Origin of the sequence: Azohydromonas aeria, assembly GCF_009760915.1 — a bacterium.
GTDB lineage: Bacteria > Pseudomonadota > Gammaproteobacteria > Burkholderiales > Burkholderiaceae_C > Azohydromonas > Azohydromonas aeria.
Genome location: NZ_VIDQ01000085.1, coordinates 12619 through 29985, shown reverse-complemented (window position 1 = coordinate 29985; position 17367 = coordinate 12619). Strand labels below are relative to the sequence as shown.

General features: G+C 65.9%; 18 protein-coding genes. 7 read left to right on the top strand and 11 right to left on the bottom strand.

Features of this window, described 5'->3' with window-relative positions; all coding sequences use genetic code 11:
- The first annotated feature begins 442 nt into the window (after nucleotides 1-442).
- Together flhD and flhC are read left to right on the top strand one after the other, a co-directional pair.
- Nucleotides 443-766 carry a flagellar transcriptional regulator FlhD gene (gene flhD, locus FJ694_RS30795; protein ID WP_157271359.1) on the top strand — a complete coding sequence of 108 codons (324 nt, stop codon included), beginning with the start codon at nucleotides 443-445 and terminating at the stop codon, nucleotides 764-766.
- A gap of 38 nt (nucleotides 767-804) precedes the next feature.
- A complete protein-coding gene (gene flhC / locus FJ694_RS30790) occupies nucleotides 805-1344 on the top strand; it encodes a flagellar transcriptional regulator FlhC (RefSeq protein WP_157271358.1) in 540 nt (179 codons plus the stop codon).
- Between the two features lie 199 nt (nucleotides 1345-1543).
- Here flhC and FJ694_RS30785 read toward each other — a convergent pair whose 3' ends face one another.
- Nucleotides 1544-5029, bottom strand: coding sequence for a PAS domain-containing protein (locus FJ694_RS30785; RefSeq protein WP_157271357.1), 3486 nt, complete (start codon nucleotides 5027-5029; stop codon nucleotides 1544-1546).
- 595 nt (nucleotides 5030-5624) lie between these two features.
- On the opposite strand from FJ694_RS30785, the gene FJ694_RS30780 reads away from it, so the two are divergent.
- Nucleotides 5625-5954, top strand: coding sequence for a hypothetical protein (locus FJ694_RS30780; protein WP_157271356.1), 330 nt, complete (start codon nucleotides 5625-5627; stop codon nucleotides 5952-5954).
- Nucleotides 5955-6026: 72 nt separating this feature from the next.
- Nucleotides 6027-6236 carry a hypothetical protein gene (locus FJ694_RS30775; protein ID WP_157271355.1) on the top strand — a complete coding sequence of 70 codons (210 nt, stop codon included), beginning with the start codon at nucleotides 6027-6029 and terminating at the stop codon, nucleotides 6234-6236.
- Nucleotides 6237-6446: 210 nt separating this feature from the next.
- Here the strand turns inward: FJ694_RS30775 and FJ694_RS30770 are convergent, their stop codons facing one another.
- Nucleotides 6447-8711, bottom strand: coding sequence for a hybrid sensor histidine kinase/response regulator (locus FJ694_RS30770; RefSeq protein WP_445661322.1), 2265 nt, complete (start codon nucleotides 8709-8711; stop codon nucleotides 6447-6449).
- A gap of 265 nt (nucleotides 8712-8976) precedes the next feature.
- Between FJ694_RS30770 and FJ694_RS30765 the strand changes: the two genes are divergently transcribed.
- On the top strand, nucleotides 8977-9417 hold the full coding sequence (locus FJ694_RS30765; protein ID WP_198321086.1) for a site-specific integrase: 441 nt from the start codon (nucleotides 8977-8979) through the stop codon (nucleotides 9415-9417).
- An 84-nt stretch (nucleotides 9418-9501) separates the two neighbouring features.
- Entirely contained in the window at nucleotides 9502-9657 is a 156-nt protein-coding gene (locus FJ694_RS36875; protein WP_198321085.1) for a site-specific integrase, read from the top strand.
- A 393-nt stretch (nucleotides 9658-10050) separates the two neighbouring features.
- On the opposite strand, the gene FJ694_RS30760 is transcribed toward FJ694_RS36875, so the two are convergent.
- The 5 genes from FJ694_RS30760 to FJ694_RS30740 form a co-directional block, all read right to left on the bottom strand.
- Nucleotides 10051-10260, bottom strand: coding sequence for a hypothetical protein (locus tag FJ694_RS30760; RefSeq protein WP_157271352.1), 210 nt, complete (start codon nucleotides 10258-10260; stop codon nucleotides 10051-10053).
- 350 nt (nucleotides 10261-10610) lie between these two features.
- Nucleotides 10611-10832: a hypothetical protein gene (locus FJ694_RS30755; RefSeq protein ID WP_157271351.1), complete on the bottom strand. Its 222-nt coding sequence runs from the start codon at nucleotides 10830-10832 to the stop codon at nucleotides 10611-10613.
- Nucleotides 10833-11046: 214 nt separating this feature from the next.
- A complete protein-coding gene (locus FJ694_RS30750; protein WP_157271350.1) occupies nucleotides 11047-11259 on the bottom strand; it encodes a hypothetical protein in 213 nt (70 codons plus the stop codon).
- Between the two features lie 269 nt (nucleotides 11260-11528).
- Nucleotides 11529-11834: a hypothetical protein gene (locus tag FJ694_RS30745; RefSeq protein WP_157271349.1), complete on the bottom strand. Its 306-nt coding sequence runs from the start codon at nucleotides 11832-11834 to the stop codon at nucleotides 11529-11531.
- A complete protein-coding gene (locus tag FJ694_RS30740) occupies nucleotides 11803-11955 on the bottom strand; it encodes a hypothetical protein (RefSeq protein WP_157271348.1) in 153 nt (50 codons plus the stop codon). Before FJ694_RS30740 ends, FJ694_RS30745 begins: the two co-directional genes overlap by 32 nt.
- Nucleotides 11956-12153: 198 nt before the next feature.
- On the opposite strand from FJ694_RS30740, the gene FJ694_RS30735 reads away from it, so the two are divergent.
- The gene (locus FJ694_RS30735; protein ID WP_157271347.1) at nucleotides 12154-12555 is read left to right on the top strand and encodes a hypothetical protein; all 402 of its coding nucleotides are present in this window, start codon (nucleotides 12154-12156) and stop codon (nucleotides 12553-12555) included.
- On the opposite strand, the gene FJ694_RS30730 is transcribed toward FJ694_RS30735, so the two are convergent.
- The 4 genes from FJ694_RS30730 to FJ694_RS30715 all read right to left on the bottom strand — a co-directional run bounded on the left by FJ694_RS30730 (nucleotide 12538) and on the right by FJ694_RS30715 (nucleotide 15952).
- On the bottom strand, nucleotides 12538-12858 hold the full coding sequence (locus FJ694_RS30730; RefSeq protein ID WP_157271346.1) for a diguanylate cyclase domain-containing protein: 321 nt from the start codon (nucleotides 12856-12858) through the stop codon (nucleotides 12538-12540). The genes FJ694_RS30735 and FJ694_RS30730 overlap by 18 nt on opposite strands.
- A gap of 51 nt (nucleotides 12859-12909) precedes the next feature.
- Nucleotides 12910-14496 (bottom strand): sialidase family protein, encoded by a 1587-nt coding sequence (locus tag FJ694_RS30725; RefSeq protein ID WP_157271345.1) that lies wholly within the window; start codon nucleotides 14494-14496, stop codon nucleotides 12910-12912.
- 340 nt (nucleotides 14497-14836) lie between these two features.
- Entirely contained in the window at nucleotides 14837-15334 is a 498-nt protein-coding gene (locus FJ694_RS30720; RefSeq protein ID WP_157271344.1) for a type 1 glutamine amidotransferase family protein, read from the bottom strand.
- Between the two features lie 18 nt (nucleotides 15335-15352).
- Nucleotides 15353-15952: a Type 1 glutamine amidotransferase-like domain-containing protein gene (locus FJ694_RS30715; protein WP_157271343.1), complete on the bottom strand. Its 600-nt coding sequence runs from the start codon at nucleotides 15950-15952 to the stop codon at nucleotides 15353-15355.
- Between the last annotated feature and the right edge of the window lie 1415 nt (nucleotides 15953-17367).

Sequence of the window (17367 nt, the reverse complement as noted above, 5' to 3'; positions counted from 1 at the left end):
CAGCCGCCGCCGCCTGACGACTTGCCTGCCTGCTTCCATCCTTGTCGCTCCTCATGCGTTACCGATGAGGGCATTGTTCGGATGGCAAGGCCGCGGTGAAGGACGCCGCAGGGCGACCGCTTACCCTTGGATGACTGTGATTGTGCCGGAGGCCGCCATGAAGTGATCTTGCCAGAAGAGCCGTAATGCCAGCGCAATTCCAGGCCTGACTTGGCAACCAGTGAGGTGGAGCAAGGAGGCTGGGCCAAGGTCCAACAAGTACGGCGTGAGGAACAGACCTGTCCTTGTCAGGCGGACTCCGTATCGATGTAGGAATTTCTCCGACACCACCTTGTGCAAAGCTGGACTCAAGCCATGGAAGTGGCCCGATTTGCTGCCGCTGTTCCGGCTCTTAAAGTGCAGCCCATGCCTTGAACCCGCCGATGCATGAAGCGGCCGACCCATGAATACCGAACAGATCATTGCCGAGATCCGCGAAGCCAACCTGTCGTACCTGATGCTGGCGCAAAGCCTCATCCGCAGCGACCGCGAGCAGGCGCTCTACCGGCTGGGCGTCTCGGAAGAAGCCGTGGACCTGATCGCCTCGCTGTCGCCGGCGCAGATGCTCAGGATCGCCTCGGGCAGCACGCTGCTGTGCCGCTTCCGCGTCGAAGACGACCTGGTGTGGCAGCTGCTGTCCAACCATGGCCGCAGCGCCGCCAACGACGGCGTCAGCCGCCTGCATGCTTCCATCCTGATGGCCGGGCGTCATCAAGAAGCCGCGTGAGTTTCAAACCGACCCTTTCGCTGACGTATCACTGAACCATGGCCAAGAACAAAAGCATCCTGTCCGAAGCGCGCCAGATCGAGCGCGCCGTCACGCTCATCGGCCTGGGTGCGCGCATGCAGGTCCTGGAGCGCGAAACCGACCTGAGCTACGAGCGGCTGCTGCGGCTGTACAAGGAAGTCTCGGGCCAGAGCCCGAGCAAGGGGCAGCTGCCGTTCTCGACGGACTGGTTCATGACCTGGCAGCCCAACATCCACGCCAGCCTGTTCCTCAACATCCACGAGTACCTCAACAAGAGCGCAGCCCTTGACGAGGGCGACCTCATCATCAAGGCCTACCAGCTCTACCTGGAGCACACCACGACCCAGGCCCTGGAGCCGCTGCTGTCCATCACGCGCGCCTGGCGCCTGGTGAAGTTTCTCGACACCGGCATGCTGACCATGACCCGGTGCAGCGGCTGCGGCGGCCACTTCGTGACGCACCCGCATGAGATCGCCAAACACTACGTGTGCGGGCTGTGCAACCCGCCGGCGCGTGCGGGCAAGGGCAAGAGCGCCGGCGGTCTGACGATGCAGTAAGGGCATCCTTTTGCTGCGGCAGAAGCAAGGGGCGCAGGTTTCCGCAACTGTTGGCGCCATGACGGAATTGAGTCCTATCCGACAACTTGCCGACGAGGCGTTGAGCCAGACGACGCATCACAAGTTGTTGGCAAAGGTCATTTCGCCGTCCGCGGTGGTGCAGTACCCAGTCGGCACGGCAGCTCATTCCGGCCGACGGTCAATGCTCCTGCAGCTTCCCATCCAGCCGGCGCAGGAAATCAGGCACGTCGATGGGCTTGGTCCAAAAGTCGATGAAGCCGGTTTCTAGGGCCGCTCGGATGGTGCTCGGCATCGCGTCGGCCGAAAGCGCAATGCAACGCAGGTGTGCGGTGGACGCATCGCCCTGGAGCAGTGCCAGCACCTCGTAACCCTTCATGTCCGGCAGGTTCATGTCGATGAGCACGAGGTCGGGCTGGAGTTCGCGGGCCAGCTGTACGCCGCTGCGGCCGTCTGCGGCTTCATGAAGCCGGTATTGAGGGCGTGCCAGCAGTACCTGGCGCACCAGCAGCGCGTTGACGGGCTCGTCCTCGATGTAGAGCAGTGAGAAGCTGCCGTCGCTGCCGTCCGACGTGGCCACAGGCGCCGGCGCGGCACTGTCCGACATCGGAAACCCGGGCTCCGCAGCGGCGTGGGCAGAACGCAATTCCAGCGTGAACACGCTGCCGCCGCCTTCGCGCTGTGCCACATGCAGGTCGCCTTGCATCAGCTGCGTCAACCCCTTGGAGATCACCAGGCCCAGGCCGGTGCCTTCGATCTCGGTGCGCTCGGCGCCCAGGCGGTCAAAGGCCTGGAACAGGCGGGCCAGCTGTTGCGTGCTCAGCCCCTTGCCGGTGTCGGCCACGTCGATCCGGATGCGATCGGCGTCGGTGCGCACCGACACCTCCACCCAGCCACCTCGGCGGTTGTACTTCACGGCGTTGGACAGCAGGTTCAGCAGCACCTGGCGCAACCGCTTCTCGTCGGCCAGCACCACGGGCATGTCCGAGTGCATGCCGTTGCGCAGCTTCACGCCGGCGGCCGCCGCCTGGGGCTCCAGGCTCTCCAGGCACTGCTGCACCACCGGAGCAATGGCCACGGGAGCCAGGTTCAGCTGCACGTTGCCGGCCTCGATGCCGGTGAGGTACAGGATCTCGTTGATCATGTCCAGCAGGTGGCGTCCCGCGCCGCGGATCCTGTGCAGCCGCTCAGCCTGGACGCCCTGCAGCGGCGCGTCGGCGTCGAGCTCCATGAGCTGCGCGAAGCCCAGGATGGCATTGAGCGGCGTGCGCAGCTCGTGGCTCACCCGGGCTAGGAACTCGCTCTTGGCCTGGCTGGCATGCTCGGCGGCCTGGCGTGCGACCCGGTCCTGCTCGCTGCGCCGGCGCTGGGTCACGTCGCGGAAGTAAACGGTGACCCCGCTGTCGGACGGGTAGGCTGACACCTCCAGCGCCTTGTCCAGTGGAACGAACACCTCCTCGAAGTGCACGGCGCCGCGCGAGGCCACGCAATGCTCGAGCTCCTGCTGGAAGCGCGTGCCCGAGGCGCCGGGAAACTCCTGCCACAGCGGCCGGCCCAGCAGCTCCTCGCGAGGGCGCCCGAGCTCGAGCTGCGCTTGGCGGTTGAGGAACGTGAAGCACCACTGCTCGTCGAGCGTGAAGATGGCGTCCGTGATGCTTTCCATCGTCGTGGCCAGTTGCAGCGCCATCGCCTGCGCCGCCTGCTGCAGCAGCTTGGTGTCGTCGATGTCGGTGGTCGAGCCGTACCACTTCAGCTGGCCAGCCAGGTCTGCCAGCAGCACGGTTCGGGCCAGGTGCCAGCGGTACACGCCGTCGGCGCGGCGCAGTCGGAACTCGCTTTGCCCCGCCTCGCGGCGGGCGCGGGCCTCGGCCCAGGTCCGGATCACGCGCGGGCGATCGTCCGGGTGCACGAGATCGAGCCAGCCTTCGCGCATCAGCGCCTCGATCGGGACGCCGGCGTAGCGCGCCAAGGCCGGGTTGAGGTAGTCGACGCTGCCGTCCAGCAGCGCCGTCCAGACGATCAGCGGCATGGCCTCGGCCAGCAGCCGCCATGTCTCCATGCGGGCGTGCTGCTGCGTGACGTCGCGAATGTAGATCGCCAGGCCGCTGTCAGCGCAATGGACGGAGGCCTCGTGCCAGCGGCGCTGCGGCGCGTGGAAGTAGCCCAGGTGCGTGGAGTGGCCGCTGTCCAGGCTTTCCTGGGCCGCCTGGTGCAGCGGCGAGTCGGCCAGGGACGCGACAGCCTCCCACAGCGGCTGCCCCAGCACCGCGCCGCGATCGCACGACAGCAGCCGTTCGGCCGCGACATTGAAATACAGCACACGGCTGTCCGGGGCCAGCAGGCAGAAGGCATCGCCCATGCCCTCCAGCGCCGCTTGCAGCCGGCGGCTCAAGGCGTGGTCACGCTCCACCGCCAGCACCTGGTCGGTGACGTCCTGGAACGCGCCCTGCACCCGCGTGATCTGCCCGTCGGCATCACGGACAGCCTCGCCCATGGAGCGGCTCCACAACGTGCGGCCGCTGGTGCTGGTGATCTGCAGCACCAGGTCGTAGGGCGTTCCCGAGCGGCAGCAGTCCGAGAAGGCGTTCATCAACGCTTCGCGCTCCAACGGCGCGAGCAGCCGCAGTACCTTGTCGATCGATGCTTCCTCGTGTGCGTCGATGCCCAGGATGCGGTAGACCTCCTCGCCCCAGTGCAGCCTCCTGGTCGCGACGTCGAAGTGCCAGTCTCCGAGGTGTCCCAGCCGGCAGGCCAGACGCAGCCGCTCGTGCAGGTGCCGCTGCTGCAGCATCTGCTGGCGCATCGCGTCCACGGCCTCGTGCTCGGCCGTGACGTCGTGCATCGTGCCGACGACCCGGTCGCCCAGGCTGCCGGGGTAGCTGACACGACGGCCGCGCTCGTGCACGTGCCGCACGCTGCCGTCCGGGCGCACGACACGGTGCACGGTGTCCACGAGCCCGTCGCCGGCGTCGAGGTGGGCCAGGTCGTGCGACAAGGCCGGCCGGTCTTCCGGGTGGAGCTGGCTCGCGAAGTTGGCCAGAGTCGGCACGAAGGTCTGTGGCTCGTGGCCCAGGATGCGGAACACCTCGTCCGACCAGTGCACCCGGCGCGCGTCGATGTCGAACTCCCAGCGGCCCACGTGCCCCAGAGTCTCGATCTCCGCCAGTTGCTGCTGCGTCTGCTGCAGCCGCTGGCCGTCCCGCCTGCCACGCAACAGGGCCACGGCCTGCTGCGCCTGCAGGGCCAGCAGCCGGGCTGCGTCGGGCGGCATTGAGCGAGGCACCGAGTCCAGTATCGCCAGGCTGCCCACCGCGGCACCGTCAGCCAGTACCAGCGGCATGGCGGCATAGAACACCACTTGCGCGGCGCCAGTCACCCAGGGGCTGTCGCGAAAGCGCTCGTCGCGCCGGGTGTCCTGGACTATGAACAAGCCTGGCGACCCGATGGCGTAGGCACACATGCTTTGCTCGCGGGCCACCTCGGCCAGGGGCGTACCGAACACGGCTATAGGCTGCACGCGCTGCTCGTCGACCATGCACAGGGCCGCGGCTGGCATGCCGCACAGCCGCGCCGTGGCTTCCACCAGGGCCTCGTACTCGGCCTTGCAGGGCATGTCGAGGATCGACAGCTCGTGCAGGCAACGCAACCGGCGCAGTTCGCTGTTCATGGACACCTGCTCGCTCAGGTCCGCGCCCCGGGTTCGGGCTGCAGCCGCCTGCGATCAGCGCACGGACGGCCACTCGGGGCAAGAGGCGGACCGCTCACCACTGCGGAAACTTTGGGAAGCCTTGCTTTTCCCTGCCTTGCGCGCAGGGTTTCTCACCAGCGCTGCCGAGGCCGGCGCCGGTGTGCTCAAACCCGTGGAAGTCAAACGCCACCGTAGCCTCGACACCGTGAGCGGCTAGGTGTGCAGCGTCGAGCTTTTCAAAGACCACGCCGGGCGCGGGCTGCTGTAGCAAGCAACCACGACCGTGAAGCGCTACTGCAGCTTGGCCGCCGTCTGACTCCCGGTGGTGGATGTGACGTAGCCAAGCGCGCGAAAAAAAGCCCCGGCTGGGGCTCAATCAAGTTGGCAGGTAGAAGTTGCGGCCGGATGACAGGCCAGCCGCGCCGGCATTCTGCTCACGACTGCGGCTGCAATCCGCCCGCTGCAACGCGGCCTTACGTTTGATGCACGTGCCAGCTGCCGAGGCCGAGAAGCGCCCCTCATCGCCGGACAACCTGCGGGACCGCCTGTGCCCCATCCAGCGGTCGCAGCGGCGATGATCCTGGCGCAGTACAGCGAGATGCGTTCCATGAGCAGCTTCTTTCCTCCTGTCCTCCGCGCAGACCAACCCGGCCGCTACGGCTACGGCCCGAACATGCCGCGGGGCAGCATCGACGTGGTGCGGCTCACCAGCGGTGGCTTCACTGTGGCGCGCGTGATTCACGGCGTGATGTGGTTTCCCCTCGACGAGCGGGACAACCCGAAGTGGTTGACCTGGGACAGCGCCATCAAGGCGGCAGCGTGGGTGTACACGGTGAAGCCCGTGTACGACTGGCCGCATTGGGGGACAGCGCCGGCCGGAGTAAGGCCGGGTCAATGCCAGTAGCGCCCCCTTGAAACGCCTGGGTACCATCCTTGTGCGCCGCAACATGAACCCGGCGAGCAAGGATCGCCCGGGATGCTTCTGCGCGAAACGCCTCTGGACAGAGCAGGTCGGCACGTCATCGAGGCCGAACGCCGGTTGAAGGCGCAGGCAAGCTGGATTGAGGAGCTGGGCCGCCTGGGCTACTACACCGCAGAAGAAGAAGCCATGCTGGACCGGATGCGAGGAGAGCTGTTGCGCGCCCGTGCGGAGCTGGCGCAGCTGCTGGGACAGGCCGCAGGCTGAGCCCGCCAGGCTGGAATCGGGGCCCGTACCCGCGCCGCAGCGACAGCGCAGTGCAGCAGCAGGAGCCCGAACAACGGACCCGAACGAATCGGCGTTGGTGGTTGCACATCGCCGTGTGGTTGAAGTAGAGGCGCTGGCGAAGGTACAGGCTGACTGGGTTGCCGATCTGGCCCGCAAGAGACAGGTTGTCGGGAGTCGGTGTGCCGGCTGTCAAACGGGACTCAGCAGGCGTGCAAGTTCCTCTGGTTCGACTGGCTTGGTGATGAACGAGTGCAAGCCTGCGGCGGCAGCCGCTTGGCGGTCTGCCTGCTGTCCATGTCCCGTCACGGCGATGAGCCGTACACCGCCCAGTTTCGGCAACTCCCGAATGCGGCGTGCCAGCTCGTAGCCGTCCATTCCAGGAAGACCGATGTCGAGCAAAACAACGTTAGGTCGAAAAGCCGCTGCCGTGCGCAGCGCCATCGGCCCGTCTTGCGCCACCTCCACATCATGCCCCGACATGCGCAGCAGCAACGCCAGGCTCTCGGCGGCATCACGGTGATCATCGACAACGAGCACGCGCCGCGGGCTTGGAACGACGGTTTGCGCAGTCGCTGAGGCTTCTGCGGCTGCTTGCTTCTGAACCGGCAAGGTCACGGTAATGGTCGTTCCCTTACCGAGCCCGGCGCTTCCCGCACTGACGCTGCCGCCGTGGAGCTCGACGATGTTCTTCACCAGTGCCAGACCGACGCCCAATCCCCCTTCGGAGCGGTCAAGGGCGCGCACGCCTTGCACAAAAGGTTTGAACGCCCGCTGCAGCAGGGATTCGCTCATGCCCATGCCGTTATCGCTCACCTGCATCGTGGCGACTTCCCCGTCTTGCCTGACGCTGACGTCAACGCACCCTGGTGCCGGCGTGTACTTGGCGGCATTGGCCAGCAGGTTTGCCACGACCTGCGTCAGCCGCGTGGTGTCGCCCATGATCTGGATCGGCACCGGCGCCAGTTGAACAGACAGCGAGTGCCCGCGCTGCCTGACCATGGCACCGGCGGACTCGACCGCCATGCGCACCAGCGTGTTGAGCTCCAGCGCCACGGGCTCCAGCCGGAGCTTGCCGCTGGTAATGCGGCTGACGTCGAGCAGGTCGTCCACCAGGCGGGTCATGTGTCCGATCTGTCGACCCAGCAGGTCCAGGCACCAGCGGGCCTGCGGCTCGTCGTTGGTGAATCGGTCCAGTATGGCCACCGCGTTGCGAATGGGCGCCAGGGGATTGCGCAACTCGTGCGAGAGGACCGCGATGAATTCGCTCAGCCGCCGTCCTTCCATCTCCAGCGTCTCGGCGCGGCGGCGCTCGGTCAGATCCCGGACGATACGGATGAAGCCGCGCGGCGTCGCACCGTCGCCGTCCAGCCGTGTCGTCGTGACCTCGGCCCAGAATCTGGTGCCATCGGCGCGCTGGCGCCAGCCCTCGACCAGCAGATGCCCAGCGCTCTGGGCCGAAGACAGCTCGGCCTTGGGCTTGCCGGCCAAGCGGTCTTCCTCCGGGTAGAACATGGAGACATCCTGCTCTAGAACCTGGCTGCTGTCGTAGCCCAGCAGGCGCTGGCCGCCCTCGTTCCATGCCTTGATCCGGCCCTGGGCATCGAGCAGGAACATGGCATGGTCCCTGACGCCCTCGACCAGCAGGCGCAAGCTCTCCTCGCGCTCGCGCAACTGCTCTTCGTGGCGGCGCCGCTCCGTCAGGTCCCGAGTGACTTTCGAGAAGCCCAGCAGCTGGCCGTGCTCGTCCTTGATGGCGGTGATGACGACGTTGGCCCAGAAGCGGGTGCCGTCCTTGCGCAAGCGCCAGCCTTCGTCCTCAAACCTTCCCTGCTCAGCGGCGTGCGCCAGCTCTTCCTGCGGCCAGCCACGCGCCACGTCCGGCGGCTCATAGAACACTGAGAAATGCTTGCCAATCGCTTCCTGGGCGGTGTAGCCCTTGATGCGCTGCGCACCGCGATTCCAGCTAGTGATGACGCCGTGGCAGTCCAGCGAGAAGATGGCGTAATCCTGAACCGTCTCCACCAGCAGTCGCAGGTTGCGCTCGCTCTGCACCAGGCGCTGCTCGCTCTCGCGCTTTTCCGTCATGTCGCGAGTGACCTTGGAAAAGCCCAGCACCTCGCCATTAGGCCCCAGCAGCGGGGAAATGAGCACGTGGGCCCAGAAGCGGCTGCCGTCCTTGCGCAGCCGCCAGCCCTCGTCCCGCCACTGCCCTTGCTGCACGGCGGTGCGAAGCCCGTGTGCGGGCAATTGACGATCGAGCGCCTCCTGCGGGTAGAAGACGGAAAAATGCCGGCCGATGATCTCTTCGGCGCGGTAGCCCTTGATGCGCTGGGCGCCGACGTTCCAGGAAGCGACTATGCCTTCGGGAGTCAGCAGGAAGATGGCGTAGTCGTGGACGCTGTCCATGAAGCGCTGGAACAGCTCGTCTTGCTCGTCGCCGAGCAGCTCGCGCATGGTCGGCGCCACCAGGGCGGGTTGCGTCACGCCGAGGCGGCGGATCGAAATCGTTTCTTTAGGCTTGGCCATTGCAGTGATGGTATGACCACGATCGATGCATGAGCGGTTCCCCACATCCCAGACCTACACCGATACAGAGGCTTTGCGCTGGCGGACCTGGATGCTAGAAATTGCCAAGGTCTCTAATTTGTATAGTTTGATAACTCCTCTTGCTGGCGGTCGCGGCGCGGTGGCCTTTCCGACTGCGCAGGCCGACGCCGGCGTGAAGGTAGCCACTATCCGCCGGCGCGCCGCGCCCATCCACTTCCGCCACGCCTCGGCGCAGGCCGAGTCGCCCATGCGCTCGATGCTGATGACGGCCGCGCTCAAGGGCATCCGCTGCCAGCTCGGCGTAGCGCCCGCGCGCAAGGCGCTGGCCACGTCGCTGCGCCTGGTGGAGATGCTGCGGCTGTCCACGGCCCACGCTGCAGGGCCGACGCGACCGCGCGCTGCAGGTGGAGGACTTGGAGGTGTTGCCGCAGGGCCTGAAGGCCACGATCCTGCGTTCCAAGACCGACTAGGATGGCGCCGGCCAAGCCATCGCATCGCGCGCGGCGAGGTGTACTGTCCCGTCGCAGCGGTGCGGGCTTGGCTGCAGGCCGCAGCCATCACCATGGGGCCGGCGCTGCGCCGCGTGCGCAAGAGAGGCTGTGTAGGCCAGTAAGCGCTGTCGGACCGGGCAGTGACCGACATCGTCAAGGACTACGCCGAGCGCACCGGCTTCAGGGCCTAGAACTTCTCGGGCCACTTGCTGCACGCGGGGGTCCTGACCAGCGCGGCCGAGGCCGGCGCCGGGGTGCTCAAGCTCGTGGAGGTCAGCCGCCACCGCAGCTTCGACACCGTGCGCGGCTACGTGCGCAGCGCCGAGCTCTTCAAGGACCACGCCGGTGCAGGGCTGCCGTGAATGCAGAATCAACCGTGCGTCGGGCATCGCTATCAGCAACGCTGTCGCTGCCTGACTCCCGGCGCTGGAGCTGCTGGCCGACGATGATCCCGGCGCACGCCATCCCAGCAGGGCACGCCGCATGACCATCCACCTTCCCGAACGGCCTGGCCGCTACGCCTTTGGCCCGAACCTGCCCGTCGGCGATATCGACGCGCATGTCGCTCGACGGCGGCACCCGGCTTCACCGTGACGCGCGTGATCGACGGTGTGAGGTGGCTTCCTCTTGACGAGCGGGACAACCCGACGTGGTTGACCTGGAACAGCGCCATGGGGCGGCAGCGTGGGTGCCCACGGTGAAGCCCGCTCAGGATTGGCCCCATTGGGGCGCGGTGCTGGTCTGAGCCGGCCGGGCTACGTTGCAGCCGCGCGGCCGCGTATGTCGGCCAGCTTGCTGTTCACCAGCTTGAGCCTGACGAGCAGGGTCTCCGTGCGATTGACCAGATCGGCAACAGCAACCCCATGTTGGCGCTGCTCCTCAATCGCCCGCCCGAGCACCAGCAGGCGTGTCTCCAGCAGATCACGCATGGCGCGCAAACGGATCAGTTCATCGTGGCGGTCCATGCAGCCAGCGCGGCAAGTCCTGCACCTGCCGGCTTCAGGGCGTACCCACAGCTCCCCGGGCGGGCACTGGTGGCCTGCACAGGCCGCCATGAGGCCCAGGACGTATTCACGGCATCCCGGAGAACACATTGGCCATGGTGATGCCTGCAGGCCCGAGGCGAGCCTGTCCCGCACCCACAGACGGCAAGGTAGCTGCACCACCAGATTGGCGCCGGTGAACTGCATTTTTTTTGAGCAGTGACGCTAATTCCCCATGCGACAAGGACTTAGGTCTGCGCCGAGCTGGTTGTCCCTCAAGTTGTCCACCGTTTCCGTGGATGGCTGCCGCTGCGCCTGGGAGATACCGCGCGCTACGGCTGGCGCTGCGCTGCCTCTGAAGCCTCCAGGCGGGTCAAGTCCTCCTGCAGGAAGCGCAGCGTTCCTTCAAAGACATCGAGCACGGCCTTGGGCTGCGTGATGTCATGGCCCCAACGGGCGGCATCCGAGACTCGGGTGGCCTGTTCTTTCACCCGCGCTTCTGCTTCTGCCACGCGCCGGCGCGCCACTGCCAGTAGCGATTCCTTCGATTCCATCGTTTTTTTCCCCTGAGCGCATGCTGCCGGTAAGCTGTTTCACGGTGATGTGTCCGTGAAACAAGTGCGCTCCTCCGAGCCCTTGCCACCCTCCGATGGGTTGCCCTGAGGCTGCAATCGCCTCCTGGTGGCCTGTCGCGGCCTCGATGGTGTCGCGCGGTCATCCGGCGATGCCAGGGCGTCCTGGCCGCCCTGGCGGGCCAGCAGCGCCGGCTCAGTTCTCGTCCTGGTCCAGCAGCAACCCATCCAGCTCTGCGCGAGCCTGCCGGATGGCGTTGCACATGCCTTGCAGCGCATCCCACTCGCTCGCCGTGTCGTATCCCATGCGGGTCATCTCGGCTATCCAGTCGAATTGCGCGACCAACCGGCGCTCTGCCTCAATGACGCGCCGTGCCGCCCGGTCCTTGGGCGTCTCGTCCAGCTCCATCGGGCGCTCCCTGTTCGCCAGCTTCCTCAGCCGGTGCGGGGCGATGCTACCCAGGTGCTTCGCAGAGGCTGACGCTCAGAATCAAGCCGGCACGGGGCCACGTCAACCAGGCCAGGTTGCCTCGCGCTTCGAGCGGGAACCACGTCTCGCCATCTACAGTGTGCGTCACGGTGAAGCCGGTGCCGCCGTCGATCTGCTGCACGTCGATGTGGCCACGGGCAGGTTCGGGCCGTAGCCGCAGCGGCCAGGCCGGTTGGGGAGGCAGATAGTCATGGGCTGGCCTCGCTGGAATGGGCTGTGCCGGGATCGTCGCTGCCAGGGCCGCGAGATGAGGCGCGTCCTGGCATCGGTGACTGTGCATCAAACGTAAGCTTACGTTGCCATTGGCGGCTGCAGCCGCAATCGCTGCGCAGAATGCCGACGCGGCTGGTTTCCTCGCCGGCCGCAGCTTCTACGTCCCAAATCTGATTAAGCCCCCGTGCCGGGGCTTTTTTTGCGCGTTCGGCCTTGTGGACGTCAGCACCGGGAGTCAGGCGGTCTGCGTCATAGCTGGAGCAGGTCATCGTCAGCGTCAAGTTCGTGCTCCCAGAAGGCGCGGCCGTGCTCGGGCTGGCCCACCACGGGCGAGAGGCGCGGATGCCGGCAGGTCCAGCACGGGTACAGCTCGGCCTGGCAGGCGAAGTAGTTGGAAGTCATGGCAGGGCTGCACCACGCCGGCGCCGGCTCCAGTACCTGCGCACCACCTCGGCGCAGATTCGCGCGCCTGGGGTTGTCTATCGCGTCCGCTGCCGCGGCCTGCAGTGTGCTCACGCCCGCGCAGCGCAACGGCCCGAGCGGGCTCCTGCACACCCTCCCGGCGGACATGGCCGTAGCAACCTGCGCTGGGGCGCCTACATGCTGGCCACGGTGAAGCACGAGTGCGCGGCCACGCGGCAATTCAGGAAAGGCGCGGGACGCGCCTACGGCCCCGCGGAGACGGTGTCCGACGAAGCAGGGAACTCGGTACGCAATACCTACTACGGGCACGGCCTTGGCCAGCTCACGTGGCGCGAGAACTACCTCGCGATGGGGATGCGGCTCGGCATCAGCCGGGTCCTTGAAATCTACCCCGAGCGGGCGCTCGATTTTGGCATCGCGTACCGCGTCATGTCCGAGGGGATGCAAAACGGCGTGTTCACGGGCCGTTCGCTCGCTCGCTACATCGACGACGAGGGCTACCGACAACCTGAACGCGCGCCGCATCATCAACGGACAGGACCGGGCGGCGTTGATCGCGGGCTACGTGAGCCGGTTTGAATCGACGCTTCTGGCGTACAGCTGATGACGAACGAGCGCAGCGCCACGTCTCCCGCGTGGCGGCCCATGCGTGTCGTTGACGACGCTGAAGCGCTCAGTGTCCACCAGCACACCCAGCCTGTCGGGGCCTGCCCGACGCGCCTGCAACTGCAGGCTGAGCCGACCGAGCAACAGCATGCGGCTGGGCAGCTTGGTCAGCGCATCGATGCGGGCCCGGCAGGCCAGCCGTTCGTCCTTGGCGATGCGGTCCGGGCTGAAAGCCACTTTGCCAACCTGGAAAAGCACTTGCCAGCGGTCGTCCACGGGGTCGCCCGTCGCAGGCATTTGATGCGTGCACCGTCGCGATGGCGCTCCTTACGGCTGCACCGTGCTCAAGAACAGGTCGGCGGCATCGCCGGCTGCCGGGCGCGACTGCACGAACAACGCCTTGAAGCCGCCGTTGGCGTCGGCGGCCAGGCCCATGTAGTCCCCCAAGAAAAAGCCGCGTGCCACCGGCGCCTGACGCATGTCGAAGGGCTGCGGCGTGATGCGCTGCTCGCTGCCGCTCCAGTGCGCGGCCTGTGTGCAGTCATGGCCGGGCGCGGGCTTGCAGCTCACCAGGAAATAGTCGGTAGGCAGCGTGGCCGGATCGGGCGTGTTGTAGCGGAAGTCGTAGTAGCTCACGCCGATGGTGCCATCGCTGGCTACCCGCACCGTGGCCGTGAATGCCTGGCGGTTGCCCTCGGGAACGGTCGTGGGCGTCTGGCTGATGCGGATTGGCGCCGACCAGGTCTGCCCACCGTCGGTCGAGCGCGAGAACGCGATCTGGTCGTAGCGCATGCCGCTGAAGCTGGCGTCCTGCCACACGGCGTAGAGGTGCCCGTAGCCGGCCGTGCCCGCACGCCGGTTGACGGCCACCTGCGGAATGATGTCGCCGGTGCGCACCGCCGACACGGTGCCCGCCGGCGCGTCCGGGTCCATCACGCTCGACGCACGCACCTGCGACATCGGCTGCGTCTTCGGGCCGCGCAGCGCCGGGCCGCGGGTCCAGGTGGCGCCCTTGTCGAAGGAGCGCACCAGCGCCAGGTTGGAGTCGAACTGCGCGCCGCCGTTGCTGTTCTTGAAGTTCAGGATCTCGTTGAAGACGTTGAGCAGCGTGCCGTCGGGCAGCACCACAATCTGGTTGCCGATGGTCTGGCTGTTGGCGCCCGGGTCGTAGATCTTGCGTGCGGGCTCCCAGGTGGCGCCGGCATCGGTTGTGCGCGTGAAGGTGGCTGGGCCCTTGAAGCCCAGTCCAATGGCGTTCTCAGGATTGATCACCGAGCCCACGGGCGCCTGCAGCCGGCCCCATACGGCATAGACGTAGCGGCTATCGCCGGGATCGGCGGTGATCGTGTTCTTGTCGTTGAGGAAACGCGGGTTGTCGTCGCGGATCAGCGTCATCGGCGGCCCCCAGCTCTGGCCACCATTGATTGACTTGCTAACCAGCATGGCGTTCTTGCCGTCGCCGCCGCTGCGGTTGGGCGGCGTGGTGATGTCCAGCGCCAGGGTCATGAAGTAGACGCTGCCGTCGGGCGAGAAGCTGACCCAGGGATCGGTGGCGCGCTGAAACTCGCCCCCGGTGCAAAGCGTGATACCGGGGATGGCGCCCACGGTCCAGGTGGCGCCGTCGTTGAGGGTGCTGGCGTAGCCCAGCGTGCGCGAGCCGCCGTTGGACCAGCGGTCCTGCTGGAAGCCGGCCACGAAATTGCCCTCGAAGCCGGCTCGCGGATTGCCGTCCACCCAGGGCTCGGCCTGGCTGCCAGGGTAGTAGGTACCGGGCTGCGTCGTGGCGGCGTCGGCTGTGCAGCCGGCAATCACGCTGGGCCCGGCCACCACGGTCGGTACGCTGGCGGCGGCCCAGGCCAGCGGCCCGGTCAGGAAGAGGAATACGCCCGGCGTGGCGGCAATGATGCTTCGCATGCTTGCTCTCCTTCACTCGTCCGCCCGGCACGCCGGCTCCAGCCAAGCGGTGCGCGGCGCGGGTGGGTGAGGCATCGTAGGCAGCGAGCCCGGAGCAGCCACCCCCCGACAAGGGCCAGCGCCGTCCTTGAAATTTCAGAACATTCGTTCAGTACCTCCCGTTGCTTGGTGGTGGCGAACTTGAAATTCATCGTGCAGCGGGGACGACTTGAGGGACGGCGATGCACAGGCGCTGCAATGCACTGCGCGGCATGTAGGAACTGTGGCGCGGAGGACTACTGTTGCGCAGCGTATTGGGGTCGATTGCAAAAATGGTTGCCCCGCATCAGTACGTCGGCGCTCAGTACACGCTGCCGCCTGCCTGTGTAGAGGTCAGGGCACCGCCCAGCGCATCAAGGTAGTAGGGTGCGGCGCGGTCGCTGCGTGCCCACTGTCCAAGGTCGAAGATCGCAACCGCCTTCGCCGCTGTTGCCGCAGCCGGGACCTTGTGGACCTGCACGGCGCGGAAGTCCAGCGGCGTACGGACCGCCACGATCGCCGGCTCGATGGTCGGCCGCAGGAAGTACGCGGCATTGGCCCCCACCACGGTGGCGCGGCCGCTGTCTACCAGGACGGCGGTCGCCTCGTCCACCCCGATGCCGCGCGTGGCGGCCAGCGTCGTGAGGCCGTCGCGCACCATGCGCGCCAAGAACGTGACCAGACGCCCCATGCGGTCCCGCCGCGTGCGCACGTGCGTGTCGGTCACGGCGCCCTGCAGCCCTGGCAAGCCGGTCAGGAAAGCCGAGCTCAGCGTCAACCGGCGGTCGTAGGGGTTGGACAAGGCCTGGTCCGAGGTCATGCTACCGTTCTCGCCGGTCTAGTCCACGTCGCCGAGCACCGCCATGCCGGCGCTCGTGCCGCCGAAGGGGATACGCCGCTGCGCCAGCAGGCCGGTGATCGTGCGCTGCAGCTGCGTGCCGGTCCAGTTGGCGATGCAGGTGGACTGGTCGCCGCCGGCGATGAACAGCACGTCGGCACCGCTCACGATGCGATTGACTTCCGGGTCGTTGGCCGCCTCGGGCTTGTTGAGCACCAGTGTCTCGACGGAGTGCACGCCGTCCATGGCAACCAAGTAGGGGTTGTAGCCGTCGGCGCCCGAGGTGCGCAGCACCACGACATCGACCTTGCCGCCCAGGCCGCCGCGAGCCTTGGCGATCATCTGGCGGAAGGCCTCGTCCACGTCGTTGCCTCCGCCCATGAGCACCAGCAGTTGCGAAGACAGCATGGGAGGCGGCATGTTCGCCGCACTGCCACTGAGGTAGTAGTCGTAGGTCTTGGCCGAGACGGTCGGCTTGCCCCCGGTACCTGCTCCGCCTCCGGCAGCGTGTGCCGGCAGCATCGCCGCCAAGGCCAGGGCCGCTGCGGCAGCTCCCCGCCACAGCGACTGGGACAGCCGGTTCAACGGAATACGCAACATGCCTGTGCCCTCCTCGATGAGTTTCTCTGGGAAGCCTCGGATGATGCCCAGGAGCAGGTCATGCAGCATAAATATCCGGGGTGTGAAGCTACTTTGCCGTTGATAACAACCACTGGCAGTCTTATCAACAACGCCAATGTCATCGAGGCTGGACTGTTGGAGCCAATTAAGCGCTTGTACGCCACTCAGCGTGCGTAGTCGACGGCCTGCCTGCGTTACACGGACTGCGTCAGAGCCAATTTTAAGTCGGCGCCGACACCCAGGCCCTGTGGCGCAGTGCGCTCTCGCTCGACAATGGGTGTTATGTCAACCCAGCCTGCTTCCACAATTTCCTAACAGGCGCTCCTCTTGGTTCCGGTAGCTACTTTTTTACTGTGCGACACGTGTCGCCGTCCGTCGCGCGTCAAGCGACATGTAGTACGAGGATGGCAAAGCTTATCCTTGCCTTGTCACAGTTATTCGCCATAGGAGGATGACGCCGTGACCTGCTGTACGACCAGCAGTTGCCTACCTGGACATGCGCGATGGGTAACCGTCGGGTGTGAAGCTCTGGGGACAATGTACTTCTCGAATGACGGTCGCTTTGGCGACAAAGACGACCGACACTGCCAGCAGCCGTGCGGTGTGAAGGCTAGGCAAATTCCGCATGCACAACGAGAGTGAACCGTTGATTGAACCTTCGTCAATTAGAAAGGAGCCAAAGCTGCTGTCAGGCTCTGACCAAAATGGTGTGTGGCTGGTTACCGCTGTAGTAGATAGAGGTACGTCGTCGGAAAGCCACCGGAGGATAGACGGATGCTAAACGGAAAAACTCAGCGTGTAGTTGAGTTGGCAAGGATAGGAACGTGGTAAGCCCGATTTCCTGCCTCGGCTTCGGCAACGACGCACGGCAGGTAAGCCGTAAGGCAAGCTGTTGGGAAAGCGGGTATGGGATTGCGGAGAAAGCGAATGGCGGTCTGTAATGGATCGCATAGGGGTTCGAGCTTTGCCCTGACCTGAAAGGGTGCAGACTTCCGCGAGGTGCGTCATTCGCAGATCCATGTCTGAGGTTTGATTCAGGGAAGCTTGGAAGAGGCTGCTTGCAGCTCAGCGCCCTGACCTCACTCGTGAGGAAACCAACGACGTGATCGTTTGCGAAGCGGCGTGCGCGAGCCGGATGCGGTGAAAGTCGCATGTCCGGTTCCTCGGGGAGGGGGCGGCAGAGATGCCGTCCCCTTACCCTCCACCTCGGGCACACTGAAGCCAGTTCAAGTGGGGGCGTCCATTTCATTACCCCAGGACAGGATCAGCCTTATTTTGTCAATTTGCCGCTGAGGTGCTGAGTCAGACGCTGGTTTGCAAGTCATTTTAGGTATAAGCAATCTTGCAATTTGTGGTGGCACACGACCTGGTTCGCACAGTGGCCCATTTTGAAA

What these genes read in the sequence shown, in the direction of transcription:
- flhD (WP_157271359.1), top strand. Translation starts at nt 443, where the DNA reads ATGAATACCGAACAGATCATTGCCGAGATCCGCGAAGCCAACCTGTCG.
- flhC (WP_157271358.1), top strand. Translation starts at nt 805, where the DNA reads ATGGCCAAGAACAAAAGCATCCTGTCCGAAGCGCGCCAGATCGAGCGC.
- FJ694_RS30785 (WP_157271357.1), bottom strand. Translation starts at nt 5,029, where the DNA reads ATGAACAGCGAACTGCGCCGGTTGCGTTGCCTGCACGAGCTGTCGATC.
- FJ694_RS30780 (WP_157271356.1), top strand. Translation starts at nt 5,625, where the DNA reads ATGATCCTGGCGCAGTACAGCGAGATGCGTTCCATGAGCAGCTTCTTT.
- FJ694_RS30775 (WP_157271355.1), top strand. Translation starts at nt 6,027, where the DNA reads ATGCTTCTGCGCGAAACGCCTCTGGACAGAGCAGGTCGGCACGTCATC.
- FJ694_RS30770 (WP_445661322.1), bottom strand. Translation starts at nt 8,711, where the DNA reads ATGCGCGAGCTGCTCGGCGACGAGCAAGACGAGCTGTTCCAGCGCTTC.
- FJ694_RS30760 (WP_157271352.1), bottom strand. Translation starts at nt 10,260, where the DNA reads ATGGACCGCCACGATGAACTGATCCGTTTGCGCGCCATGCGTGATCTG.
- FJ694_RS30755 (WP_157271351.1), bottom strand. Translation starts at nt 10,832, where the DNA reads ATGGAATCGAAGGAATCGCTACTGGCAGTGGCGCGCCGGCGCGTGGCA.
- FJ694_RS30750 (WP_157271350.1), bottom strand. Translation starts at nt 11,259, where the DNA reads ATGGAGCTGGACGAGACGCCCAAGGACCGGGCGGCACGGCGCGTCATT.
- FJ694_RS30740 (WP_157271348.1), bottom strand. Translation starts at nt 11,955, where the DNA reads ATGACTTCCAACTACTTCGCCTGCCAGGCCGAGCTGTACCCGTGCTGG.
- FJ694_RS30735 (WP_157271347.1), top strand. Translation starts at nt 12,154, where the DNA reads ATGCTGGCCACGGTGAAGCACGAGTGCGCGGCCACGCGGCAATTCAGG.
- FJ694_RS30725 (WP_157271345.1), bottom strand. Translation starts at nt 14,496, where the DNA reads ATGCGAAGCATCATTGCCGCCACGCCGGGCGTATTCCTCTTCCTGACC.
- FJ694_RS30720 (WP_157271344.1), bottom strand. Translation starts at nt 15,334, where the DNA reads ATGACCTCGGACCAGGCCTTGTCCAACCCCTACGACCGCCGGTTGACG.
- FJ694_RS30715 (WP_157271343.1), bottom strand. Translation starts at nt 15,952, where the DNA reads ATGTTGCGTATTCCGTTGAACCGGCTGTCCCAGTCGCTGTGGCGGGGA.